The 22,799-nt window shown below is 74.3% G+C and carries 19 protein-coding genes; 9 read left to right on the forward strand and 10 right to left on the reverse strand.

Features of this window, described 5'->3' with window-relative positions; all coding sequences use genetic code 11:
* Positions 1-220: 220 nt before the first annotated feature.
* Together ACZ7MY_RS33140 and ptsP are read left to right on the forward strand one after the other, a co-directional pair.
* The gene (locus ACZ7MY_RS33140) at positions 221-670 is read left to right on the forward strand and encodes a PTS sugar transporter subunit IIA (protein ID WP_499607241.1); all 450 of its coding nucleotides are present in this window, start codon (positions 221-223) and stop codon (positions 668-670) included.
* Positions 671-750: 80 nt separating this feature from the next.
* On the forward strand, positions 751-2,421 hold the full coding sequence (gene ptsP / locus ACZ7MY_RS33145; protein WP_499607244.1) for a phosphoenolpyruvate--protein phosphotransferase: 1,671 nt from the start codon (positions 751-753) through the stop codon (positions 2,419-2,421).
* 96 nt (positions 2,422-2,517) lie between these two features.
* Here the strand turns inward: ptsP and ACZ7MY_RS33150 are convergent, their stop codons facing one another.
* Together ACZ7MY_RS33150 and ACZ7MY_RS33155 are read right to left on the reverse strand one after the other, a co-directional pair.
* Positions 2,518-3,453 carry a DUF8829 domain-containing protein gene (locus tag ACZ7MY_RS33150; RefSeq protein WP_499607247.1) on the reverse strand — a complete coding sequence of 312 codons (936 nt, stop codon included), beginning with the start codon at positions 3,451-3,453 and terminating at the stop codon, positions 2,518-2,520.
* Between the two features lie 31 nt (positions 3,454-3,484).
* Positions 3,485-4,834: an MFS transporter gene (locus ACZ7MY_RS33155; RefSeq protein WP_499607250.1), complete on the reverse strand. Its 1,350-nt coding sequence runs from the start codon at positions 4,832-4,834 to the stop codon at positions 3,485-3,487.
* Between the two features lie 47 nt (positions 4,835-4,881).
* Here ACZ7MY_RS33155 and ACZ7MY_RS33160 point away from each other — a divergent pair, with 47 nt between their 5' ends.
* On the forward strand, positions 4,882-6,204 hold the full coding sequence (locus ACZ7MY_RS33160; RefSeq protein ID WP_499607252.1) for an aminotransferase class I/II-fold pyridoxal phosphate-dependent enzyme: 1,323 nt from the start codon (positions 4,882-4,884) through the stop codon (positions 6,202-6,204).
* A gap of 29 nt (positions 6,205-6,233) precedes the next feature.
* Here the strand turns inward: ACZ7MY_RS33160 and ACZ7MY_RS33165 are convergent, their stop codons facing one another.
* On the reverse strand, positions 6,234-8,249 hold the full coding sequence (locus ACZ7MY_RS33165) for an acetoacetate--CoA ligase (protein WP_499607256.1): 2,016 nt from the start codon (positions 8,247-8,249) through the stop codon (positions 6,234-6,236).
* A gap of 220 nt (positions 8,250-8,469) precedes the next feature.
* On the opposite strand from ACZ7MY_RS33165, the gene ACZ7MY_RS33170 reads away from it, so the two are divergent.
* Positions 8,470-10,824: a glycoside hydrolase family 31 protein gene (locus ACZ7MY_RS33170; RefSeq protein ID WP_499607258.1), complete on the forward strand. Its 2,355-nt coding sequence runs from the start codon at positions 8,470-8,472 to the stop codon at positions 10,822-10,824.
* Between the two features lie 63 nt (positions 10,825-10,887).
* On the opposite strand, the gene ACZ7MY_RS33175 is transcribed toward ACZ7MY_RS33170, so the two are convergent.
* Complete coding sequence (locus ACZ7MY_RS33175) at positions 10,888-11,397, reverse strand: NUDIX domain-containing protein (RefSeq protein WP_499607261.1); 510 nt, start codon at positions 11,395-11,397, stop codon at positions 10,888-10,890.
* Positions 11,398-11,514: 117 nt separating this feature from the next.
* On the opposite strand from ACZ7MY_RS33175, the gene ACZ7MY_RS33180 reads away from it, so the two are divergent.
* Positions 11,515-12,993, forward strand: coding sequence for a VWA domain-containing protein (locus ACZ7MY_RS33180; RefSeq protein WP_499607264.1), 1,479 nt, complete (start codon positions 11,515-11,517; stop codon positions 12,991-12,993).
* Here ACZ7MY_RS33180 and ACZ7MY_RS33185 read toward each other — a convergent pair.
* Genes ACZ7MY_RS33185 through ACZ7MY_RS33200 form a run of 4 tightly spaced genes read right to left on the reverse strand, consistent with a single transcriptional unit; the run spans position 12,924 to position 17,255 of the window.
* Positions 12,924-14,231, reverse strand: a complete 1,308-nt coding sequence (locus tag ACZ7MY_RS33185) for an adenylosuccinate synthetase (RefSeq protein ID WP_499607267.1) — start codon at positions 14,229-14,231, stop codon at positions 12,924-12,926. The genes ACZ7MY_RS33180 and ACZ7MY_RS33185 overlap by 70 nt on opposite strands.
* Positions 14,232-14,250: 19 nt before the next feature.
* Positions 14,251-15,273, reverse strand: coding sequence for a hypothetical protein (locus ACZ7MY_RS33190; protein ID WP_499607269.1), 1,023 nt, complete (start codon positions 15,271-15,273; stop codon positions 14,251-14,253).
* 54 nt (positions 15,274-15,327) lie between these two features.
* Positions 15,328-16,341: a J domain-containing protein gene (locus tag ACZ7MY_RS33195; protein WP_499607271.1), complete on the reverse strand. Its 1,014-nt coding sequence runs from the start codon at positions 16,339-16,341 to the stop codon at positions 15,328-15,330.
* A complete protein-coding gene (locus ACZ7MY_RS33200) occupies positions 16,338-17,255 on the reverse strand; it encodes an NUDIX hydrolase (protein ID WP_499607273.1) in 918 nt (305 codons plus the stop codon). Before ACZ7MY_RS33200 ends, ACZ7MY_RS33195 begins: the two co-directional genes overlap by 4 nt.
* Positions 17,256-17,422: 167 nt before the next feature.
* Here ACZ7MY_RS33200 and ACZ7MY_RS33205 point away from each other — a divergent pair, with 167 nt between their 5' ends.
* From ACZ7MY_RS33205 to glpK, 4 genes are all read left to right on the forward strand, one after another.
* On the forward strand, positions 17,423-17,890 hold the full coding sequence (locus ACZ7MY_RS33205) for a Zn-ribbon domain-containing OB-fold protein (protein ID WP_499607275.1): 468 nt from the start codon (positions 17,423-17,425) through the stop codon (positions 17,888-17,890).
* A complete protein-coding gene (locus ACZ7MY_RS33210) occupies positions 17,880-19,076 on the forward strand; it encodes a lipid-transfer protein (protein WP_499607276.1) in 1,197 nt (398 codons plus the stop codon). Before ACZ7MY_RS33205 ends, ACZ7MY_RS33210 begins: the two co-directional genes overlap by 11 nt.
* Positions 19,077-19,228: 152 nt before the next feature.
* Entirely contained in the window at positions 19,229-19,960 is a 732-nt protein-coding gene (locus ACZ7MY_RS33215; RefSeq protein ID WP_499607278.1) for an MIP/aquaporin family protein, read from the forward strand.
* A gap of 7 nt (positions 19,961-19,967) precedes the next feature.
* On the forward strand, positions 19,968-21,524 hold the full coding sequence (gene glpK / locus ACZ7MY_RS33220; RefSeq protein ID WP_499607281.1) for a glycerol kinase GlpK: 1,557 nt from the start codon (positions 19,968-19,970) through the stop codon (positions 21,522-21,524).
* A gap of 28 nt (positions 21,525-21,552) precedes the next feature.
* Here glpK and ACZ7MY_RS33225 read toward each other — a convergent pair whose 3' ends face one another.
* A complete protein-coding gene (locus ACZ7MY_RS33225; RefSeq protein WP_499607284.1) occupies positions 21,553-22,158 on the reverse strand; it encodes a GTP-binding protein in 606 nt (201 codons plus the stop codon).
* A gap of 245 nt (positions 22,159-22,403) precedes the next feature.
* On the reverse strand, positions 22,404-22,796 hold the full coding sequence (locus ACZ7MY_RS33230) for a DUF742 domain-containing protein (RefSeq protein ID WP_499607287.1): 393 nt from the start codon (positions 22,794-22,796) through the stop codon (positions 22,404-22,406).
* Positions 22,797-22,799 lie beyond the last annotated feature (3 nt).

A 22,799-nucleotide genomic window follows, 5' to 3' on the forward strand; every position in this document is an offset into this window, starting at 1 on the left:
TCGGCTTTCGCGCTCCCCGACTTTAGCAGATGCTTTCCGTCGGATTTACCGGCCGCTGAGAGGACGCACGTCTCCGTGGCGTTCTCGTCGCGGGGTTGACCCAAGGTACTGGAGGGCCCCGGTCGGAGCAAATCCGGGGTGGCGTGCGGTGCCGCGGTGTGCCGCGGTCCGAGGGGGTGGCAGACTGAGTGGTCTGGACCACTTGCTGGGAGGCTTCATCATGACGACTGTCTCGTCGCCCCTGACCGGGCGCGTCATCGGTCTGGCCGCGGTGCCGGACCCCGTGTTCTCGGGCGCCATGGTGGGGCCCGGCACGGCGATCGATCCCGTGCGCGAGCCGTCGGTGGCGGTGTCCCCGGTGGACGGCGTGGTCGTGTCCCTGCACGCGCACGCGTTCGTCGTGGTGGACGCGGACGGGCACGGGGTGCTGACCCACCTCGGCATCGACACCGTGCAGCTCAACGGCGAGGGCTTCGAGGTCCTCGTCAACAAGGGCGACACCGTGGCGCGCGGCCAGGAGATGGTGCGCTGGGACCCCGCGGCGGTCGAGGCCGCCGGCAAGTCGCCCGTGTGCCCGGTGGTGGCGCTGGAGGCGGCGGCCGAGGCGCTGACCGGCCTCGTCGAGGACGGAGAGGTGACCACCGGGGCCACCCTCTTCTCCTGGACGTAGCCTTTTCGGCAAGGCCACTCCTGACGCAAACACACAGGCAACGCGGTCGCGAGCGTCCGCGACAACCGGAGACGGGTGAGATGGAGACAACGCTGCGAGGCGTCGGTGTCAGCCACGGCGTGGCGATCGGCGAGGTACGGCACATGGGAACCGCGGTTCTCGAGCCCCCGGCCAAGCAGATTCCGGCCGACGAGGCGCCGCGCGAGCAGGCCCGGGCGCGACAGGCGGTCGACGCGGTGGCCAACGACCTCATCGCGCGCGGCAACCTGGCAGGTGGCGAGGCGCAGGCGGTGCTGGAGGCCCAGGCGCTGATGGCGCAGGACCCCGAGCTGATGGCCGACGTGGAGCGCCGCATCGCGGTGGGCAGCTCGGCGGAGCGCGCGGTGTACGACGCCTTCGCCTCCTACCGGGCGCTGCTCGCCAACGCGGGCGAGTACCTGGCGGGGCGGGTCGCCGACCTGGACGACGTCCGCAACCGGATCGTGGCGCGGCTGCTCGGGGTGCCGATGCCGGGCGTCCCGGACAGCGACGAGCCGTATGTGCTGATCGCGCGGGACCTGGCGCCGGCGGACACCGCTCTGCTCGACCCCTCGCTGGTGCTCGGTTTCGTGACCGAGGAGGGCGGCCCGACCAGCCACAGCGCGATCCTCGCGCGTGCGCTGGGGGTGCCCGCGGTGGTGGCGCTGCCGGGTGCCACGGAGCTCTCGGAGGGCACGGTCATCGCCGTGGACGGCAGCACCGGCGACATCTACGTCGACCCGGGCAAGGACCGGCGGGCCGAACTGGCGAAGGCCGCGGAGGAGCGCAGGGCGGCGCTCGCCGCGACCTCCGGCCCCGGTGCGACCTCGGACGGGCACAAGGTGCCGCTGCTGGCCAACGTCGGCGGGCCCGCGGACGTCGAGGCCGCCGTGAAGGCGGGCGCGGAGGGCGTGGGCCTGTTCCGCACGGAGTTCCTGTTCCTGGACGACTCGAAGAACGCGCCGTCGCAGGAGAAGCAGGTCGAGGCGTACCGGCGGGTGCTGGAGGCGTTCCCCGAGGGCCGCGTCGTGGTCCGGGTGCTGGACGCGGGGGCCGACAAGCCGCTGGAGTTCCTGACGCCGGCGGACGAGCCGAACCCTGCGCTGGGCGTGCGGGGTCTGCGGACGCTGCTCGCACACCCCGATGTGCTGCACACGCAGCTGCGGGCGCTCGCCCTGGCCGCCGAGGGCCTGCCGGTGTACCTCGAGGTCATGGCGCCCATGGTGGCGGACCGCGTCGACGCCAAGGCGTTCGCGGACGCGTGCCGGGAGGCGGGGCTGCACGCGAAGTTCGGCGCGATGGTGGAGATCCCGTCGGCGGCGCTGCGGGCGCGTTCGATCCTGCAGGAGGTCGAGTTCCTGTCGCTGGGGACGAACGACCTGGCGCAGTACACCTTCGCGGCGGACCGCCAGGTGGGTTCGGTGTCGCGGCTGCAGGACCCGTGGCAGCCGGCGCTGCTGGACCTGGTGGCCGCGGCGGCCGACGCAGCGCGGGCCGAGGGCAAGAGCTGCGGTGTGTGCGGTGAGGCGGCCTCCGATCCGCTGCTGGCGTGCGTGCTGACGGGCCTGGGCGTGACCAGCCTGTCGATGGGCTCGGCGTCGATCCCCTACGTGCGGGCGACGCTGGCGAAGTACACGCTGGCGCAGTGCGAGCGTGCGGCGGCGGCCGCGCGGGCGACCGACACGGCCGACGAGGCGCGGCGCGCGGCGCAGGCGGTGCTGTCCGGGGAGTGAGCACTTCCCGTCTCCCGAGGGGCGCCCCACCACCGGTGGTGGGGCGCCCCTCGGCGTTCCGGGCCGGGTCGTGCACGGCAGTACCGCGCGCCGTGCTCAGTCGTCGTCATCCGGTGGTGGGAGGACGAATCCCGGGCGGTGGACGACGCCGGGCTCCGGGGGTACGGGGTCGCCGGACTCGGCGTCGGTGCAGTAGGCGTTGAAGACCTGTGCCTCGGTGAGGGGCTGCAGCCAGCCGTCGCGCAGGGTCCAGCCGCGGACCTCGTCCGGACGCTCCGGTGGGGGCTGTCCGGTGCCCGCGCCGCTGCGCAGGACGACGCCGCCGGGGCTGTCCTCGGCGATCCCGGCGGCGAGGACGGTGCAGCAGACCAGGGCCTCGGCCTCGACGAGGTGGACCATGCCCTGCTCGTCGCAGCGGGCGTGCAGGGCGGCGAGGAGCGTGGTGCCGTCGGCGGGGACGCTGCACACGAGGTGGTGGTGGCCCGGCCCGGCGGCCTCCAGCAGGCGCATCAGTGCCTGGGAGGCGCGTTCGAAGGAGGTGCGGGCGAGGTCGTCGCCGCAGCCCGCGCAGTCCCCGGCGCCGGCCAGGATGCCGGAGGCCCGTTCCCAGGTGGCCTGGCGTCCGGCCTCGTACTCGAGCTCGGTGACGAGGAGTTCCAGGGGTTGCCCGGTGTAGGGGACGGTGGGTCCGGACGTGGTGACGTCGGCCGCGTAGCGGGTGCGGGAGCGCGAACTGTCGGGTTCGTGGCCGGTGTCGGCGCAGTACTCGGCGTACTCGGCCGGGTCGAAGGGGCCGACGCGCACGTGGATGCCGCGGGAGGAGAGCGAGCGCAGCAGGCCCTCGACCTGCCGCAGGTAGCCCGGGTGGTCGTCGAAGGTGAAGCTGCGGTAGCCGCGCATGGCGGCGAAGTCGGCGGGGTCGGTGAGGACGGCGACGGTGGTCGGGGACTCGCGGCGCAGGGTGCGGCGGCCGCTCCTCGCGGCGCGGCGGGCGGGGCGGGTGCTCTGCTTGCGGTGCTTGGTGTGTGCCATGACGGCTCCCCCTCGGTACGGCGGTCAACTGTCACCCACCGTAATCGCCGCCACTGACAGTGACCGCGCCGTCCGGGGCGGCGGGGGTCCGCGGGGCCGCGGGCGCGGGACGTTCCAGGGCGTCCAGCCGGTCCAGGCGGCGGCGTACGAGGGTGCGCTGGCCGACGGACACGGCGGCGAGCCCGGCCCCGAGGCCCAGCCAGCCGAGCGGCCCCGCGGCCATGACGGCGGAGGTGAGCAGGACCGGTCCTGCCGCACGCTGGGCCGACTGCGCGAGTCCGTGGACGCCGAGGTACGCGCCCTGGGAGCGGCCTGGGGCGAGTGACAGGGACAGTTCCCAGGAGATCGCGGCGTGGACGATCTCGGCGGCGGTGAACGCCGTGGCGGCGACCACGAGGGCGACGACGGCGATGCCCGCCGAGTCCGTGGCCGAGACGGCCATGGCGCCTCCCGCGACGAGGAAGGCGACGCCGAGCAGCGGCAGCGAGGCGGCCGCCCTGCGCGGCTGTTCGCCGAGCCGGCTGAGGCGGACCTGGAAGAGCACGACGAGCACGTTGTTGAGCACGAAGAGCAGGGCGACGAGGCTGTGCGGCGCGGCGGTCGCGGTGGCGATCCACAGCGGCAGGCCGACGTTGAGCGCCGTGTCGTCGAGGAACAGCAGGGTCTCGGTGGCGGTGTACGCGAGGTAGCCGCGGTCGCGCCAGGGGCTGGTGGCCGGGGCCTTGCTCAGGGCCGGTCCGCCGTCGCCGGCGGTGCCCGCGCCGGCCACCACGCGTACGGCGGACGGGGGTTCGGCGCAGCGCAGGACGAGCAGGGCGGCGCCGGCGAAGGACAGGGCGTCCCCGATGAGCATGGCGCGGTAGGCAGTGTCGGTGCCGACGGCCAGGGCGACGGCGGCGGCGAGGCCGCCGATGCCGAAGCCGATGTTCACGACGGTGCGCTGGAGGGCCTGGTAGCGGACGCGGTCAGGGCCGGCGACGCGGGCGGCGTAGAGCTTGGTGAGGACGGAGGCGGCGCGGTCGCCGAGGCTGCCGAGCGCGGCGATGGGGAGCAGCAGCCAGAAGGCGCCGGTGAGCAGGATGCCGACGGCGGCCGCGGCGCGCAGGGCGTGGACGGCGGGGAGCAGCCGGGTGAGCGGGACGTGGTCGGCGACGCGGCCCGCGACGGGGGTGCCCGCGACCCCGACGGCTCCGGCGACGCCGAGCAGGAGGCCGATCTCGTGCGGGGCGAGTCCGGCGACGTAGGTGTAGTAGAGCGCCGAAGTGCCGTACCAGAGGCCGGATCCGGCCTTGTCGGTGAGGCTGACCCAGAGCATGCGGCGGCCGTCGGGGCCGCCCGGTACGAGGTCCTCGATGTCTCTGCGGCTGCGAGGGATCCGCATGTACTGCCCCCTTGACCCGAAGTTTGTATTGATACATACTTACGAATGTGGCAGCACAATATGCGATCAGTGGTACGACCGCCAAGGGCATCGCCGCGTCCGTCGAACGGGGCGTGGCCGAAGGGGCGTTGTCCCCCGGGGCCGCGCTCCCGCCGGTGCGGGCGCTGGCCGAGCGTCTGGGGATCAGCCCCGGCACGGTGGCGACCGCCTACAAGGAGCTGCGGCGGCGCGGGATCGTCGTCACCCGCGGGCGGGGCGGCACCGTCGTCGCGGAGGCGCCGGCGGTGGCGTCCAGGAGGCCGCCGAAGGTGCCCGCGGGACTGCGGGACCTGGCGGGCGGCCATCCGGACCCGGCGTTCCTCCCGGAGCTGCCGCGGTCGGTGCGCGTGACGCCCGGGGCGCGCTCGCACCGGTCGGCGCCGCGCCTTCCCGAGCTGGAGGCGCTGACCCGGGCGTGGTTCGACCGCGACGGGGTGCCGGCGCGGGACGTGACCTTCGCGCACGGCGCCCTCGACTGCGTGGGGCGGCTGCTCTCCGTCGAACTGCGGCCGGGAGACGCCGTGGCGATGGAGGACCCGGGCTACCACCACCTGCTCGACCTGGTCCCCGCGCTGGGGTTGCGGATGGTGCCCGTCGCGGTGGACGACGAGGGCATGCGGCCCGACGCGCTGCGCGACGCGCTGCGGGCCGGGGCCCGTGCGGTGGTGTGCAGTCCGCGCTCCCAGAACCCGTACGGCGGGTGCTTCTCGCCCGAGCGACGGGACGCGCTGGTCGAGGTGCTGCGGGAGGCGCCCGACGTGCTCGTCGTGGAGAACGACCACGCCGCGGAGATCGCCGGTGTGCCGCTGAACAGCCTGACGTCGGGGGGTGCGCTGCCGCGCTGGGCGCAGGTGCGCACCGTCACCAAGTACCTGGGCACGGACCTGCGGTGGGCGGCCCTGGCCTGCGACCCGACGACGCTGGCGCGGCACGACGGGCGGCTGCTGCTCACCTCGGGGTGGGTCAGTCACGTGCTGCAGGGGATGGCCGCGCGGCTCATGACGGACGCGGCCGCGCGGCTGCTGGTGGACGCCGCGCGGGACGCGTACACGGAGCGGCGGGACGCGCTCGTCGCGGAGCTCGGTGAGCACGGCATCGCAGCGCACGGGGCGAGCGGGCTGAACGTGTGGGTACCGGTGCGGGACGAGGCGGCGGTGGTGAACGGCCTGCGCTCGCGCGGGTGGTGGGTGGCGGCGGGGGCCAGGTTCCGGCTCGCGGCGGGGCCCGGGGTGCGGATCACGACCGCCGGGCTGCGGCCCGCCGAGGCGGGAGTCCTGGCCGCCGACTTCGCGGGCGTCCTCGGCGAGTTCGGCGCCACGTACGGGGGGTGAGGCAGGGCCGCGCCACCCCCCGCGGGCGGTCAGCCTCGGGTGCGGGCCAGGTCCTCGTAGAACCGCAGCAGCCGCACGTCGTCGACGGAGCCGGGGTTGACGGCCTTGTCCATCGGCGTGCCCTGCAGCAGCTTCTTCACCGGGACCTCGATGCGCTTGCCGGTGAGGGTGTGCGGGATGCCGGGGACCGGGATGATCTCGTCCGGGACGTGGCGCGGCGAGAGCTGTTCGCGGATCGTGCGCTTGACCTTGTCGCGCAGGGCGTCGTCGAGGACCGCGCCCTCGGCGAGCTGCACGAACAGCGGCATCCAGTAGCCGCCGTCGGCCTGCTCGACACCGATGACCAGCGACTCGCGGATCTCCGGGAGCCGTTCGACGGCCTCGTAGATGTCGGCGGAGCCCATGCGGACGCCCTGCCGGTTGAGGGTGGAGTCGGAACGGCCGTGGATGACGACGGTGCCGCGCGAGGTCAGGGTGATCCAGTCGCCGTGCCGCCAGACGCCGGGGAACATCTCGAAGTAGCTGTCGCGGTAGCGGCTGCCGTCGGGGTCGTTCCAGAAGTGGATCGGCATCGACGGCATGGGGTTGGTGACGACCAGTTCGCCGACCTCGTCGATGACCGGCTTGCCGTACGGGTCCCAGGCCTGCAGGTCGGTGCCGAGGCAGGGGGCCTGGAGCTCGCCGATGTACACCGGGAGGGTCGGGACGCCGCCCGCGAAGCAGCTGCACACGTCGGTGCCGCCGCTGACGGAGGCGATCCACAGGTCCTCCTTGACCTCGTCGTGGATCCAGCGGAAGCCGTCCGGCGGGAGGGGGGAGCCGGTGGTGGCCACGCAGGTGACCGCCGACAGGTCGTGGTCGCGGCCGGGCTGGACGCCGGCCTTGCGGCAGGCGATGACGTACGCGGCGGAGGTACCGAAGACGGTGGTGCCGGTGCGCTCGGCCACGCCCCACTGGGCGCCGGTGTCGGGGAAGCCGGGGCTGCCGTCGTAGAGGACGATCGTGGAGCCCGCAAGCAGGCCGCCGACGAGGAAGTTCCACATCATCCAGCCGGTGGAGGTGTACCAGAAGAAACGGTCCCCGGGCCCGAGGTCGAGGTGCAGGCCGGTCTGCTTCAGGTGCTCCAGCAGGATGCCGCCCTGGGACTGGACGATGGCCTTGGGCAGGCCCGTCGTACCGGAGGAGTAGAGCACCCACAGCGGGTGGTCGAAGGGGACCTGCTCGTACACCGGCTCGGGGTCGCCGGAGACCAGGGACTCCCACTCCAGGGCGCCCTCGGGGGCGGGCGTGCCCAGCAGCGGGATGTGCACGACGGCCCGCAGCGACGGCAGTTCGGCGCGCAGCTCGGCGACGACGCCGGTGCGGTCGTGCTCCTTGCCGCCGTAGCGGTAGCCGTCGACGGTGAACAGGACGACGGGCTCGACCTGCTGGAAGCGGTCCAGCACGCTGCGCGCGCCGAAGTCCGGGGCGCAGGACGTCCACACGCCGCCGACGGCGGCGGTGGCCAGCAGGGCGACCACGGCCTGGGGGACGTTGGGCAGGTAGCCGCTGACCCGGTCGCCGGGGCGGACGCCGAGGACGCGCAGCTCGTGGGCGAGGGAGGCGACCTGGCGGCGCAGTTCGCCCCAGCCGATGGCGCCGATCTCGTGGCGTTCGTCGAGGTGGAGGAGGGCGGGCTCACCGGCCCTCGCCGCGTCGCCGGCGGGACGCAGGGCGTGTTCGGCGTAGTTGAGGGTGGCCCCGGGGAACCACTGCGCGCCGGGCATGGAGGCGTCGGCGAGGACGGTCTCGTACGGCGTGGAGAAGCGCACGTCGAACCACTCGACGACGGACCGCCAGAAGGTCTCGCTCTCGCGCGCCGACCACGCGTGCAGCGCCTGGTAGCCGGCGACGGGGTCGGCGGGGTCGGGCGCGGGCGCCCCGTGGTGCTCGGCCGCCCAGGCCTGGAAGCGGGTCACCTGGGCACCGGATACCCGGTCCGGGCCGGGCTGCCAGAGGGGCTGCTCGGTCACCGGGGCGGCGGTGGGCTCAGGTGTGGTGCTCATGGGGCGGCTCCCGGACGGTACGCGACGCTGCGTGATGTGCGGCTGGACCCCGGCCGGGCGGAATGTCCCCGGTCGCGGCTGGGCAGGACGATGCCACGTGATCGTCTCCGGCGCCAGGGCACCCCCCACACATTCGGGGGTGCGAGCATGTGCCCGGCCGCCAGGTGGAAGGTGGCCGGCCGGCGGCGGGGCGGGCGGGAACGGTGAAAGGGTGGGGCTTATGGATGCTCGGGACCTGGTGCGACAGGTACGGCAGGTCGGATCGGCGAACGGGCTGAGGGCGGTGCGCGCGGCATGGCGCCGGCAGCGCACGGACGCGCGGGACCTCCCGCGGCGGGGACCGGAGCGGGCGCGGGTGCCGGGTCCCGCCGAGGGCGCGGACCCGCTGCCGGGCGGCGGGCTGGTGCGCTTCGCCCGCTCGACCCTGCGGGTGCGGGTCGCGGCGGGCGGCGCGGTGTTCTGCGGCTGGGACGGTGCCGAGCCCGAGCCCTCGTACGCGCTGGACGGCGGCTGCCCCGACGCCGACACACGGGCCGTCATCGAGCCCGACAAGGACGGCTGGCGGGTGGTGTCGGAGCGGATCACGGTGCTGGTCTCCCGGCACGGCGCGGTGGAGTTCCGCACCCCGGGGGGCCTGCTGCTGCGGCGCGACCTGCCGCCGCGCTGGTGGGACCCGGTGAACCGGGCGCAGGGCGCGGAACCGCGCTGGGTGCAGCGCTCGGAGACGGCGGCGGACGCGGCCGTGTTCGGGCTCGGCGGACGGGCCTCGGGGCCGCGGCTCGGCGAGGGCACCTACCGGCTGTGGAACACCGACCCCGGCGGCGCGTTCGAGCCGGAGACCGATCCCCTCTACATCACCATGCCGCTGCAGCTGGTCGTCGCCGACGCGGGCAGCCACCTGGTCTTCCACGACAACACCTGGGACGGCCGGGTGACCCTGCGCGAGGGCGAGGAGGGCGCGGGCTCCGGCCACGACCGCCCGGGCGGCTGCGAGACGCGGATGGACGGCGGCCCGCTGCGCTACTGGGTGATCCCCGGCACTCCCGCACGGATCCTGTCCTCCTGGACGGCGCTGACCGGCCGGCCGGCCCTGCCGCCGCGCTGGGCGCTGGGGTACCAGCACTCCCGCTGGGGCTTCGGCACTGCGGCGGAGGTGCGGCGGGTCGCGGCGGGCTACCGGGAGCGCGAACTGCCGCTGTCGGCGCTGCACCTGGACATCGACCACTACGACGGCCACCGGGTCTTCACCGTCGACCGGGAACGCTTCCCCGACCTGCCCGCGCTCGCCGAGGAACTGCGGGGGCAGGGGGTGCGCCTGGTGTCGATCGTCGACCCGGCGGTGAAGCTGGAACCGGGCAACCCCGTCCACGACAGCGGGGCGGCCGCCGACGCCTTCGTACGGGACGCGCAGGGGCGCACGGTGCACGGGGTGGTGTGGCCGGGCGACGCGGTCTTCCCGGACTTCACCGACCCGCGGGTGCGCAAGTGGTGGGGCGGCCTCTACGCCGAACGCCTCACGCAGGGCTTCGCCGGGGTGTGGCACGACATGAACGAACCGGTCTCCTTCGCGGCGTTCGGGGACACCACCCTGCCACGCTCCGCCCGGCACGCCCTGGAGGGCCGCGGCGGCGACCACCGCGAGGCGCACAACGTGTACGCGCTGGCCATGGCCCGGGCCGGCCACGAGGGGCTGCGCGAACTGCGCCCCGGCTCCCGGCCGTTCCTGTTCTCCCGTTCCGGCTGGGCGGGCATGCAGCGGTACGGCGGCACGTGGTCGGGCGACGTGTCGACCGGCTGGCCCGGGCTGCGCTCCTCGCTGGCTCTGGTGCTGGGGCTGGGCCTGTGCGGGGTGCCCTACTCGGGGCCGGACGTCGGCGGCTTCACCGGGGGCCCGTCGCCGGAGCTGTACCTGCGCTGGTTCCAGATGGCCGCGTACTTCCCGTTCTTCCGCACGCACTCGGCGATCGACGCCGGGCACCGCGAGCCGTGGGAGTTCGGGCCGCAGGTGCTGGCGGCGGCCGGCGCGGCGATGCGCGAGCGCGAGCGGCTCATGCCGTACCTGTACACGCTGGCGCACGTCGCGCGGAGTTCGGGCGCGCCCTATGTGCGGCCGCTGTGGTGGGGCGATCCCGAGGACCGCAAGCTCCGTGCCTGCTCGGACGCCTTCCTGCTGGGCGACTCGTTGCTGGTGGCGCCGGTGATGGAGCGGGGGGCGACGGAACGGGCGGTGCGGCTGCCCCGGGGCCTGTGGTACGACACCGCGACCGGGGAGGCGTACCAGGGGCCGGGGCAGGTGCTGTTGCCCGCGCCCTTGAAGCGCGTCCCGGTGCTGGCGAGGGCCGGCGCCGTGGTGCCGGTGGCGGAGGGGAACGGCACGGTGGCCCTGGAGGTGTGGGCGCCGCCGCCCGGGCGCGGCGGGGGCGGCACCTTGGTGACGGACGCCGGGGACGGCTGGGCGGACCCGCGCGTGGAGCGCTTCACCTCACGGGTGGTGGACGGTGAGGTGGTCGTCGTGCGCGAGGAGGGTGGCGACGTGGGGTACCGGGTGCGGGTGCGCGGTGCCACCGTCCGGTAGGCCCGTTCAGTGGCGGCGGCTCAGTAGCGGCGGGTTCAGTGGCGGCGGTTCTTCAGCGGCGGTTCAGTAGCGGCCGCCGAACCAGTTGCGGGCCGCCTCGGTGTGCAGCGGGAACGCCAGTTCCGCGGGGGCGAGGAGGATCTCCCGGCCGTCGGTCTCGTCGGTGACGACGGCGGGCGGGAGTTCCTCGGCGGCGCGCTCCGGCAGGAGGCCGAAGGCCAGCAGGTGCCCGGTGTCGCCGCTGAGGGCGTCCGCGAGCCGTACGTCGGCGGCGGCGGCCTTGATGCCGGTCTCCTCCTCGAGTTCGCGGACCACGGCCTCCTGCCATGTCTCGCCGAAGTCCACGAAGCCGCCGGGAAGGGCGAGCAGTCCGCGCCGCGGCTCGATGGACCGGCGGATGACGGCCAGGCCGGTGCCGTCACCGGTGCGGACCGGGAGCAGCGCAATGGCGACGGGGAGCGGGTTGCGGTACGCGACGCCACCGCAGGCGGCGCAGGTGCGCGGCCATCCCGCGCCGGGGGCGAACTCCGTACCGCAGTAGGAGCAGTGGCTGTCCTTCTGACGAGTGGTCACGCGCGGACTGTAGCGGACGGTGTGCGGGAAGCCGGCCGGGCCGGCACGGGCCGCGCGGGCACGAGGGTCGTGCGGAGCCCTGTCCGTCGCGGCGGGTGAGGGGGCACACTGGCGTCCGTGACACCCGAATCCCTCGGAAAAGGCGCCAATCTGCCGGTTCCCGTGCCCGCCGTCCGGGCCGTACTCGACTGGACCGCGGGTCCCGGCGTGCCCGACGTCGACGCCTCGGCGCTGCTGCTGACCGGCGACGGACGGGTGCGTTCGGACGCCGACTTCGTCTTCTACAACCAGCCCGCGCACGCCTCCGGCGCCGTGCGGCACGCCGGCAAGCAGGCGGCGGGCCCCGGGCAGGCCTCGGACGCGCTCGACGTCGACCTGGCCCGGGTCGAGCCGGCGGTCGAGCGGATCGTGCTGTGCGCCTCGGCGGACGGCGGCACCTTCGGGCAGGTTCCGGGGTTGCGGCTGCGGTTGCTGGACGCCCGCAACGGGGCCGAGATCGCGCGGTTCGACATGCAGGCGACCACGGAGACGGCGTTCCTGGGCGGCGAGCTGTACCGGCGCAACGGCGTCTGGAAGTTCCGTGCCGTCGGGCAGGGCTGGAACTCCGGACTGGCCGGGCTGGCCACGGACTTCGGGATCACCGTCGACGTGCCGCAGCCGCCGCCCGCGGCACCGGTCGCACCTCAGGCTCCGCCCGTCCAGCCCCAACCCCAATATCCGCGGCCCGCGTTGCCCGTGACGGTGCCCCCGCCCCCTCCCCCGCCGCCGTTCCCGTTCCCGGCGGCTCCCCAGCCCCACCCGCAGCCGCAGCCCCAGCCGGCCCCACGGCTCACCAAGGGCGAGGAGCAACTGCCTCCCGACATGCGCGAGCGGCTGAGCCTGCGCAAGGAGCAGGTCGCCGTCAGCCTGCGCAAACACGGGGCGGCGGGCGTCGTGGCGCGCGTGATCCTCGTCCTGGACGCCTCGGGCTCGATGAGCGGCCTGTACGCCCGCGGGGTCGTCGCCGACGTGGTCGAACGCATGGCGGCGGTCGCGGCGCAACTGGACGACGACGGCGACATGCAGGCATGGACCTTCGCCTCGCACCCGGCGCGCCTGCCGGACCTGCGGATCGCGGAACTCCCGCTGTGGCTGCGGCTGCACGTCAGGGTCGGGGAGCTGAGCCTGTTCGGCCGCCCGAAGAAGCCCCGGCACGGGCTCGCGCCGGGGCAGGTCGACATGCGGTTCGTCGGCATCCAGAACGAGGAGCAGAAGGTCATCGCGGAGGTCCGGGGGTTCGTGCGGGCGTACCCGACGGCGGTGCCGACGCTCGTGCTGTTCTTCTCCGACGGGGGCGTCTACCGCAACGCCCAGATCGAGCAGCAGTTGCGGGAGGCGGTGGAGGAACCGGTGTTCTGGCAGTTCGTCGGTCTGGGCCGGGCCAACTACGGGGTGCTGGAGCGCTTCGACACCCTGCCGGGCCGGCGCGTGGACAACGTCGGGTTCTTCGCCGTGGACGACATCGCCACCGTGCCCGACGCGGAACTCTACGACCGGCTCCTCTCGGAGTTCCCCTCCTGGATCACGGCCGCGCGGCAGGCCGGGATCCTGCGCTGAACCTCCCGTTTGTCGGCGGCCGTCGGGCCGTGGGACTCCAGCACGACCGGAGCGCCCAGGGCCTCGCCGACCGCCTCCGTCCAGGCGGCCGGGTCGGGGCCCGGCACGTCCCAGCGGGCCGGACGGGCCTTCAGCAGGCGTTCGGTGAGGGCGGCCTGGCGGGCCAGGTCCCCGGGCGGCCGGGTGGGCAGCCGCGTCTCGCCGGTGTCGTACGCGCGGACCAGCCGCAGCCACGGGACGCGACGCGGGGCGTCCAGGTGAGTGAGGGCGAGAGCGTCCACGCCCCCGCAGACGTCGACGGCGTAGCGGTGGGCGACGGCGTCGAAGTGGCCGGTGCGGAAGGCGCCCTGCCAGCGGCCGTCGCCGTTGTGCGGTTCGGGCAGCAGCGGGGCGAGCTCCCGGTCCTCGGTGGCGTGCGGTCCGGGGCCGTGCCGGGTGGTGTACGTCCGTACGACGCCGAGCCTGCGGGCTTCCTGCCCGGCCTCCGCCAGCAGGGCCTCGGCGCCCTCGAACGTGGTCGTTGACCAGGTGGTGTACGGGTGGAAGCCGTGCCACTCGTCCAGGAGCACGCCCTGGGCGCCCTCCAGGACGACGGCGCCCTCGCGCAGGACGCGGGCGAGGTGGCCGTCCGCGGTGAGGGTGACGGCACGGGCGAAGGCCGTGAAGGCGTCGGCGCAGTCCTCGGGCGGGGGTGCGGGCAGCCGTCGCCCGAACTCGTCCGCCAGGCGGTCGCGCAGCAGGCGGAGCTTGCGCAGCAGCCGGGGTCGTGAGGCGCAGTCCCCCGCGGTGGGGGCGTCCCCGGGGTGGGCGAGGGCGTAGGCGGCGGTCTCGCCGATGCCCATGCCGCACGAACCGTGGCGGGCCGCGCCCCGGGCCTGCTCCCGCAGCCGGTTGGCGGCGGCGTGGTACGGCGTCGTCAGGCGCGCCTCGCGGTCGACGCTGAGCAGCGCGTACGGCGCGGGGACCCCGAGGGCGGCGAGGTGGTCGGCCTCGGCGGCCAGCGCGAGCGGGTCCACCAGCATGGAGCGGGACAGGTGGGTGGGGACGCCCTGGAGGGTGCCGGAGCCGAACTGGGCGAAGGTGTGGTGGCGTCCGTCGGTGGTGACGACGTTGTGCGCCGCTTGGGCTCCGCCGTTGAAGCGGACGACCGCGCGGACCGGCCCGCTCGCGCAGAGCCGGTCCACGACGGTGCCCTTGCCGGCGTCGCCGTAGCCGAGGTCGACGACGATGGTGTGCACGGGGTCCTCCGGGAGGTGCCTACAGGCGGGTGGTGCCGGTGGCGGGACCGTCGCCGGGGCCTGCGCCGGTGGCGCCGCCGTCGCCGTCGATCAGGGGCGTGTCGGTCACCGCGACGGCCGCGCGGTCGCGGTCGAGGGCGGCGAGTGCCCTGCCCACGGTGCCCGCGGCGGTGGAGCCGAGGTCCGCGAGGTCGTCGAGGCCCTCGGCGAGGTCGATGGCCTCCTCGCCGAGTCCGATGGTGAGGGCGATGGTCTCGCAGACGGCGTCGAGGTCGTCGAGCTCGATGACGTTCTGGCCGAGGAGCCCCCGCCAGGCGCCGAGGACCTCGGTGTTGCCGACGTAGGACGAGCCCGCCGGGAGGATGTAGTAGACGTCGAACTTCTGCTTGAGCTCGGCGACGATCCGGGTGACCGGGATGTCCTCGGCGAGGTCGTCCCCGATGACCTCGCGCACCTCACGGGCCTTGACCTTGCCGTAGGGCAGCTCGTCGCCGATCAGGAAGAGGTAGCCGCGGCGGCCGCGCTTCTCGTGGCAGTCGATCGAGGTGTGCCGGGCCATCGCGTACAGGGCGAGCTCGTAGGACTCGGTCATCTGGCCGCCGCCACCGCCCTCGAGCAGGATGTTGCCGAGGTCGTCGTCCATCCGGTTGTCCGACTCGAACTGCCCGAGCTGCAGCGGGACCCGGTCGCAGGTGGCGTCGCCGACCGCGCCGAACAGGATCTGCGGGTGCTCGGTGTAGCCCTTGCGCAGGAGGAGGCCGAAGAGCTCGGGGAGCTTGGTCTGCAGGACCTGCGGGACGGTGCGCATGGAGCCGGTGACGTCGAACAGGACGGAGATGGCGAGCGAGGTGGGGTGCTCGTCGGAGTCCCGGCTCTCGCGGACGGCGATGTCCTTGGGGTCGAGCGAGGGGTGCGCGGTCCAGGAACCGCGCGGGGCGGACGAGGTGACGCGGTCGCTGTAGGCGAAGGCGCCGGTGCCGCTGGCTGCGCGGTACCGCGAGGCGGCGTCGTAGACGTTGGTGGACCAGCTTCCGCTGCCCATGGTGGTTCCCCCTTGGTGTGTCAGGTGTGTCAGGTACGTCGGTTGTGCCGGGTGTCAGGTGCCGGTGCCCGGCATGGTGAACGGGCGGAAGGCGCGCGGGCCGTAGAGGCGTTCCAGGACGTCGTCGAGCTCCGCGAGCAGCCGCCAGGCGTCGTGCGGACGGCGGGCCTCGGAGGGGAGCGTGCAGCCGCGCAGGAAGGCGCTCAGCGGGCGCGGCGCGCGGTCCCCCATCAGCTGCTCGACGCAGCGCGAGGCGAGGTGGATGTCGGTGGCCTCGGTGGCGGGACGCCGGCCGGGGACCTCGGGCGGGTAGAGGGCGCGGTGCCGCTCCACCAGGGCGGGGACGGTCGCGCCGCGTTCGGTGGAGTGGCACCAGCCGACCAGGACGAGACCGTGCTCGGCGGGATGGATCAGGACGTGCTCGGGCAGCACGGCTCCGTGGACGACCCCGGCCCGGTGCGCCCAGCCGAGGGCCACCAGCAGACGGCGCCACATCCAGGCGGCGTCCCGCGGGTCGAGGCCGCCGGGATGGAGTGCCCGGACCCCGGCGAGGGTGTGGAATCCGCGCAGCCGCTGGAGGGCGTTGACGCGGCGCTCGGTGCCGTCGGGGCCGCGGTGGCGGAAGGACTCGACGAGGCGCGGCGCGTAGGCGCGGTGCCGGGCGTCGGCCACGGTGTGCAGCCGGGTGAGGGCGCCGGCCTCACGCTCCATCAGGTCGTTGTCCGCGGGGCGGCGCGGGATCTTCAGTACGGTGCCGGGCCCCGCGGCGCGCACGGCGAGGTCGCCCTCCGCGAGGACGGGCCCAAGCGGGTACGTGCCGCGCGCGGTGGTGAGCGCCGGGCCGTCGCCTGTGTGCCGCCGCCACAGGGCGGTGAGGCGGACGAAGGCGGCCTCGGCCTCGTCCGCGCGGCCGGGCGGTGCGGTGTCGGGGTGCAGGAGGCGGGCGAGCCGGCGGTAGTGACGGGCGGCTTCGGTGGTGCCGGCCGGGAAGGGCCGGCCGAGGGCGGCCAGGGCGTCGTCGAAGGTACGGACCCGGTGGGCGGAGGCGGAGGGCGTCGTGGCGGTCATCGGACACTGTCCTCACGGTCGGGACGGAGCAGTGCGGGGTGCAGGAGGCGGGCGTCGCCGGCGCGGTAGAGGCGTGCCCGGGGGCCGCCCCTGGAGCCGCCGCGGCCCGCGGTGGTGCCGGTGGACTCGACGAAGCCCGGCACCGACAGGACCTTGCGGTGGAAGTTCCCGGCGTGCAGGGTGCGGCCCCAGACCGCCTCGTAGACCGAGCGGAGCTCGGTGACGGTGAACTCCTCGCCGAGGAAGGCGGTGGCCAGCGGGGTGTACTCGATCTTGGCGCGGGCCCGGTCGAGGCCTCCGGCGAGGATCGTGCCGTGGTCGAAGGCGAGACCGGCGCCGGGGCCGGACGCCTGACCGGACCTCAGGCCGGGCGGGCCAGACTGGTCGGACAGGTCGGACCGGCGGCCGGAACCACCCCCGTGGATCCCGGCCGGCCGGTCCTGCTCCTTGGGACGCACAGGGGCGGCGTCAGGGTTCCCCCGTGGCGCGACCGCCTCGACGGGCACCCACTCGGCCGCCGCGGCGTCGCTGCCCGCCTGCGCCTCGGGCAGGTCCGGGGCGAAGGCGAGGTAGGCGACGGAGACGACGTGCATGCGCGGGTCGCGGTCGGGACGGCCGTAGGTGCCGAGCTGTTCGAGGTGGACGCGGTCGAGGCCGTGCGCCGCGTCGAGCCCGGTCTCCTCGGCCAGTTCGCGGGCCGCCGCCTCGTCCAGGGACTCACGGCCGGCTCGTACGAAGCCGCCGGGCAGTGCCCACGCTCCCTCGTACGGCGGTCCGCCGCGGCGCACCAGGAGCACGTGCAGCCCACCTTGACGCAGCGTCAGGGCGACGACGTCGACGGTCACGGCGATGGGTTCGAAGGCGCGCGGGTCATAGGCGGCGAGGAACGCGTCCTCACCCTGCCGGTCTGCCATCGTGCGCCACCCCTCGCCAGTTGTTCTCACTTCGAGTATTTCTCGTTTCGAGAAGAACTTAGCAGCCGACACCGACACCGTCCACCCCGTTCCGCGGCACCGCCCACCCGTGACAGACTTCTGACGAATCGTCAGATCACGACAGGGTCGATGGGGAGGGGCCGGACGTGGGGCGCTCACGGAAGCCCGTGGTGGCGGGCTGGTTCACGCAGGACACGGCGGACGGCGCCGGCTTCCGGCTGCTCGGCACCCGTTGCCGCGGCTGCGGCGCGGTGTTCTTCCCGCGCGAGGACGACGCCTGCCGGAACCCGGCCTGCGACGGCGGCGCGGCGGAGCTGGAGGAGGTGCCGCTGTCCCGGCGGGGCAGGGTCTGGTCGTACACCGACGCCCGCTACCGCCCGCCCGCCCCGTACGTCTCCGACCCCGCGCGCCCCTGGGAGCCGTACGCCCTGGTGGCGGTGGAGCTGACGGCGGAACGGATGATCGTGCTCGGGCAGGCCGCGCCCGGGACGGGCGTGGCCGACCTGGCCGTCGGCATGGAGGTCGAGCTGGTCCCCGGCGTGCTGCACGAGGACGCGGAGCACCTCTGGACCACCTGGCACTGGCGCCCCGTGGAGGCGGACGATGAACCGTGACGTGGCCGTCCTCGGCGTCGGCATGCACCCGTGGGGCAAGTGGGGCCGCCCCTTCACGCGGTACGGGGTCGCGGCGGCGCGCGCCGCGCTCGCCGACGCCGGACTGGACTGGCGCGACGTCGGTCTGGTCGTCGGCGCGGACACCGTACGCGGCGGCTACCCCGGCTACGTCGCGGGCGCCGCCTTCGCGCAGGCGCTGGGCTGGCAGGGCGCCCGGGTGGCCAGCGTGTACGCCGCCTGCGCCTCCGGGGCGCAGGCCCTGGACACCGCCCGGGCGCGGATCCTGGCCGGCCTGGTGGACACCGCGCTGGTCGTCGGCGCGGACGCGGCCCCCAAGGGCTTCTTCGCGCCTGCCGGAGGCGACCGGCCCGACGACCCGGACTGGCTGCGCTTCCGCGTACTGGGCGCCACCAACCCGGCGTACTTCGGGCTGTACGCGCGCCGCCGGATGGCGCTGCACGGCGACACGCCGGAGGACTTCGCCCGGGTGAAGGTGAAGAACGCCGCCGCCGGGGCCGCCAACCCGCTCGCCCGCTACCGGGCACCGGTCACGGCCGCCGAGGTGGCGGCCTCCCCCGTCGTCGCCGACCCCCTGCGGCTGCTCGACGTCTGCGCCACCTCGGACGGGGGCGCCGCCGTCGTCCTGTCCAGCCTGGACTTCGCCCGGCGCCGCGCGACGGCGGACCCGGTGCGGATCCGCGCGGTCTCCACCGTCACGCCGGTCTACCCGCGCACGGTGCCGGACCTCCCGGACATCGCCACCGACTCCGCCCTCGCCGCCGCGCCCGGGGAGCCGGCCGCGGGCTTCCGGGCGGCCGTCGTCCGCGCGGCCTACGAGGAGGCGGGCATCGGCCCCGAGGACCTGGACCTGGCGGAGGTCTACGACCTGTCGACGGCGCTGGAACTGGACTGGTACGAGGACCTGGGCCTGTGCCCGCCGGGCGGGGCGGTGAAGCTGCTGCGCGACGGGGCCACGGCGATAGGGGGGCGGATCCCGGTCAATCCGAGCGGCGGCCTCGCCTCCTTCGGCGAGGCCGTGCCCGCTCAGGCGCTCGCCCAGGTGTGCGAACTGACCTGGCAGTTGCGCGGCCGGTCGGGGCAGCGGCAGACCGCGGGGGCCCGCGTCGGGGTGACGGCGAACCAGGGCCTGTTCGGGCACGGCTCGTCGGTGGTCGTAATCAGGTGATCTGTCCGATACCTTGACGCTCCATCACCCCGGGACAACACTTCCGGGTGGCGCGGAGGCCGGGCGGGAGGCGGGACCTCCGTACCCGCGTCCGCGTGCGCCATTCTCTGGCGGCGCATGCCCGACACGTGCGCCCGCACGAAGGAGCCGTCATGTATTCCAACGGAGACGTCTTTGTCGGCGAGATCATCGGAACGGCGATCCTGATCCTGTTCGGCGCCGGCGTGGTGGCCGGGGTCCTCCTGCACCACTCGAAGGCGCGGGCATCCGGGTGGATCGTGATCTCCTTCGGGTGGGGCCTCGCGGTCCTGGCCGGCGCGTACACCGCGGGCCCGCTGTCCGGAGGGCAGATCAACCCGGCCGTCACCTTCGGCGTCGCCATCAGCTCGGGCAAGTGGGGCCAGGTGCCGGTCTACCTCGCCGGGCAGATGATCGGCGCGATGCTGGGCGCCGTCCTGTGCTGGCTGGTGTACTACGGCCAGTTCGCGGCGAACCGCGCCGAGGAGACCCGCCAGCCCACGCTCGCCGTCTTCTCCACCGTCCCCGAGATCCGCGTCTGGTGGCAGAACCTGATCACCGAGGCGATCGCCACCATGGGCCTGGTCCTGCCGATCCTGGCCTTCGGCCTCAGCAAGGGCCTCGGCGAGACCGGCACCGGCACCCTGATCGTGGCGCTGCTCGTGACCGGCATCGGGCTCTCCCTGGGCGGCCCCACCGGCTACGCCATCAACCCGGCGCGCGACCTCGGGCCGCGCATCGTCCACTCCGTGCTGCCGATCCCCTTCAAGGGCACCTCCGACTGGGCGTACGCCTGGATCCCGGTGGCCGGTCCGCTGATCGGCGGCGCCCTGTCCGGTCTCATCTACAACGTCGCGTTCAAGTGAGGCGGTCATGACCGAAACGTCCGGTGCGGCGACCCGCTACGTGGCCGCCATCGACCAGGGAACGACCTCCAGCCGCTGCATCGTCTTCGACTCCGACGGGTCGATCGTGGCGCTCGACCAGCGCGAGCACCGCCAGATCTTCCCCAAGCCGGGCTGGGTGGAGCACGACGCCACCGAGATCTGGTCCAAGGTGCAGGCCGTGGTGGCGGGCGCGCTCGCCAAGGCCCGGCTCCACCCGGACCAGCTCAGTGCGCTCGGCATCACCAACCAGCGCGAGACCACCGTGCTGTGGGACCGCACCACCGGCCGCCCGGTGCACAACGCGATCGTGTGGCAGGACACCCGTACCGCCGCGCTGTGCGACCGGCTCGGCGGCCAGGACGGCCAGGACCGCTTCCGCGAGTCCACGGGACTGCCGCTCGCCAGCTACTTCTCCGGCCCCAAGGTGGCCTGGCTGCTGGACAACGTGCCGGGTCTGCGCCGCCGCGCGGAGAACGGCGAGATCGCCTTCGGCACCATCGACTCCTGGCTGATCTGGAACCTGACGGGCGGTACGGAGGGCGGCGTCCACGTCACGGACGTCACCAATGCGAGCCGCACGATGCTGATGAACCTGGAGTCGCTGGAGTGGGACCCGGCGATCCTCGCCGCGATGAACGTCCCCGAGGCGCTGCTCCCGGAGATCCGCTCCTCATCCGAGGTGTACGGCACGGCGGTCGGCCAGCTCGGCGGGGTGCCCGTGGCCTCGGCCCTCGGCGACCAGCAGGCCGCGATCTTCGGCCAGGCCTGCTACGGGACGGGAGACGCCAAGAACACCTACGGGACGGGCAGCTTCCTGCTGCTCAACACCGGGAACCGGCCGGTGCCGTCGAAGAACGGCCTGCTCACCACCATGGGCTACCGGCTGGGCGGGCAGGCCCCGGTCTACTGCCTGGAGGGGTCGATCGCCATCACCGGCGCCCTGGTGCAGTGGTTCCGCGACAGCCTCGGCATCATCACCGCCGCGGACGAGATCGAGGCCCTCGCGGCGAGCGTCCCGGACAACGGCGGCGCCTACATCGTCCCCGCCTTCTCCGGGCTCTTCGCCCCGTACTGGCGCTCCGACGCGCGCGGGGTGATCACCGGCCTCACCCGGTACGTCACCAAGGCGCACCTGGCGCGGGCGGTGCTGGAGGCGACCAGCTGGCAGACCCGCGAGGTCGTCGACGCGATGTACCAGGACTCCGGGGTGCACATCACCGGGCTCAAGGTCGACGGCGGCATGACGGCGAACGGCCTGCTGATGCAGCACCAGGCGGACGTGCTGGGCGTCCCGGTGGTGCGGCCGCGGATCTCGGAGACCACGGCGCTGGGGGCGGCCTACGCCGCCGGCCTCGCCACCGGGGTGTGGGACGGCCTCGACACGCTCAAGGCGCACTGGCAGAAGGACGCCGAGTGGCAGCCCCGGATGGACGCGAAGACCCGTGAGAAGGAGTACCGCCGCTGGAAGAAGGCGGTCGAGCGCAGCTTCGGCTGGCAGGACGACGACGAGGACGAGGGCCCCGCGCCGTCCGCCGGGGGCTGACCGGCTCGCGCCGTACGCGCCGCGCGGCTCAGTTGGCGGCGGCGGCCCTGCGGTCGCCGGCCACCTGGGCCGCGTGCTCGACCACCGTGATCAGCACCTTCTTCGCGGAGGCGCGGTCCCGGGCGTCGCACATCACCAGCGGCACCTCGGGGTCGAGGTCGAGCGCGTCGCGCACGGTGTCGGCGGGGTGCCGCTCGGCGTCGTCGAAGACGTTGACGGCCACGGCGAAGGGGATGCCGCGGCGCTCGAAGTAGTCGACCGCGGAGAAGCAGTCCTCCAGGCGCCGGGTGTCGGCGAGGACGACCGCGCCGAGGGCGCCCTGCGCCAGCTCGTCCCACAGGAACCAGAAGCGGTCCTGGCCCGGCGTGCCGAAGAGGTAGAGCACCAGGTCGTCGCGGAGGGTGATCCGGCCGAAGTCCATGGCCACGGTGGTGGTGCGCTTGGCCTCGACGCCCGCGGTGTCGTCGACGGGCCGCCCGGCCTCGCTGAGCGTCTCCTCGGTGCGCAGCGGGCGGATCTCGCTGACCGCGCCGACGAGCGTGGTCTTGCCGACGCCGAAGCCGCCGGCCACCAGGATCTTCAGCGTGACGGGCTCGACGGGGGAAAGACGGCTCTCAGAGCGTCCGAAGGCCATGGCTCACTCCTCCGGTCGTGCCGTTTACACAGGTCAGAGGCATCCTGGGTCCTAGGGACTGCGTCGGGCGATCAGCTGTGGCAGTGGAACATTACTACGGTACGACCGGACAACTACCAGCGGTCCTTGGGCCGTTACCGGTCCGACGCCCCACCCGTCCGGCCGGGAACGGCCCTGACGGCCCCTCGGGCACGCATGAGGGGGCACCAGGGGCCACGGCGGGCCCACGGTGCCCCCGGGGTGGCTCAGAGCGCGCGCAGGCCGTCGATGACGTCACGGAGCAGCCCGGCGTCGGGCAGCTCCGCCGGCGGGACGGGCCGGCTGATGTGGACCAGGCCGGCCTCCAGGACGTCGCCGATGAGCACCCGCACGACGCCCACGGGCAGGTCGAGGTCGGCCGCCAGCTCGGCGACCGACATCGGCTGCTCCCGGCAGAGCCCGACGATGTCGAGGTGCTCGGGCGACAGGGTGCGGTCGACGTCGGCGTCGTCGTCCTCGCTGCGGGACTCGGCGATCACCAGGGCGATCAGGTCGAGCCGGGCTTCGGCGGCGTGGCTGGTACGGCCGCGCGTCATGGCGTAGGGCCGCACCACGGGCCCGGCGTCGTCGTCGTACCAGCGGTCCGCTTCGGGGCTCATGGC

This window comes from Streptomyces sp. NPDC111520 (assembly GCF_055635295.1).

Excerpts from the sequence above, each read along its gene's own strand:
- ACZ7MY_RS33140 (WP_499607241.1), top strand. The coding sequence starts at position 221 with ATGACGACTGTCTCGTCGCCCCTGACCGGGCGCGTCATCGGTCTGGCC.
- ptsP (WP_499607244.1), top strand. The coding sequence starts at position 751 with ATGGAGACAACGCTGCGAGGCGTCGGTGTCAGCCACGGCGTGGCGATC.
- ACZ7MY_RS33150 (WP_499607247.1), bottom strand. The coding sequence starts at position 3,453 with ATGGCACACACCAAGCACCGCAAGCAGAGCACCCGCCCCGCCCGCCGC.
- ACZ7MY_RS33155 (WP_499607250.1), bottom strand. The coding sequence starts at position 4,834 with ATGCGGATCCCTCGCAGCCGCAGAGACATCGAGGACCTCGTACCGGGC.
- ACZ7MY_RS33165 (WP_499607256.1), bottom strand. The coding sequence starts at position 8,249 with ATGAGCACCACACCTGAGCCCACCGCCGCCCCGGTGACCGAGCAGCCC.
- ACZ7MY_RS33170 (WP_499607258.1), top strand. The coding sequence starts at position 8,470 with ATGGATGCTCGGGACCTGGTGCGACAGGTACGGCAGGTCGGATCGGCG.
- ACZ7MY_RS33190 (WP_499607269.1), bottom strand. The coding sequence starts at position 15,273 with ATGGGCAGCGGAAGCTGGTCCACCAACGTCTACGACGCCGCCTCGCGG.
- ACZ7MY_RS33195 (WP_499607271.1), bottom strand. The coding sequence starts at position 16,341 with ATGACCGCCACGACGCCCTCCGCCTCCGCCCACCGGGTCCGTACCTTC.
- ACZ7MY_RS33200 (WP_499607273.1), bottom strand. The coding sequence starts at position 17,255 with ATGGCAGACCGGCAGGGTGAGGACGCGTTCCTCGCCGCCTATGACCCG.
- ACZ7MY_RS33210 (WP_499607276.1), top strand. The coding sequence starts at position 17,880 with ATGAACCGTGACGTGGCCGTCCTCGGCGTCGGCATGCACCCGTGGGGC.
- ACZ7MY_RS33215 (WP_499607278.1), top strand. The coding sequence starts at position 19,229 with ATGTATTCCAACGGAGACGTCTTTGTCGGCGAGATCATCGGAACGGCG.
- glpK (WP_499607281.1), top strand. The coding sequence starts at position 19,968 with ATGACCGAAACGTCCGGTGCGGCGACCCGCTACGTGGCCGCCATCGAC.
- ACZ7MY_RS33225 (WP_499607284.1), bottom strand. The coding sequence starts at position 22,158 with ATGGCCTTCGGACGCTCTGAGAGCCGTCTTTCCCCCGTCGAGCCCGTC.
- ACZ7MY_RS33230 (WP_499607287.1), bottom strand. The coding sequence starts at position 22,796 with ATGAGCCCCGAAGCGGACCGCTGGTACGACGACGACGCCGGGCCCGTG.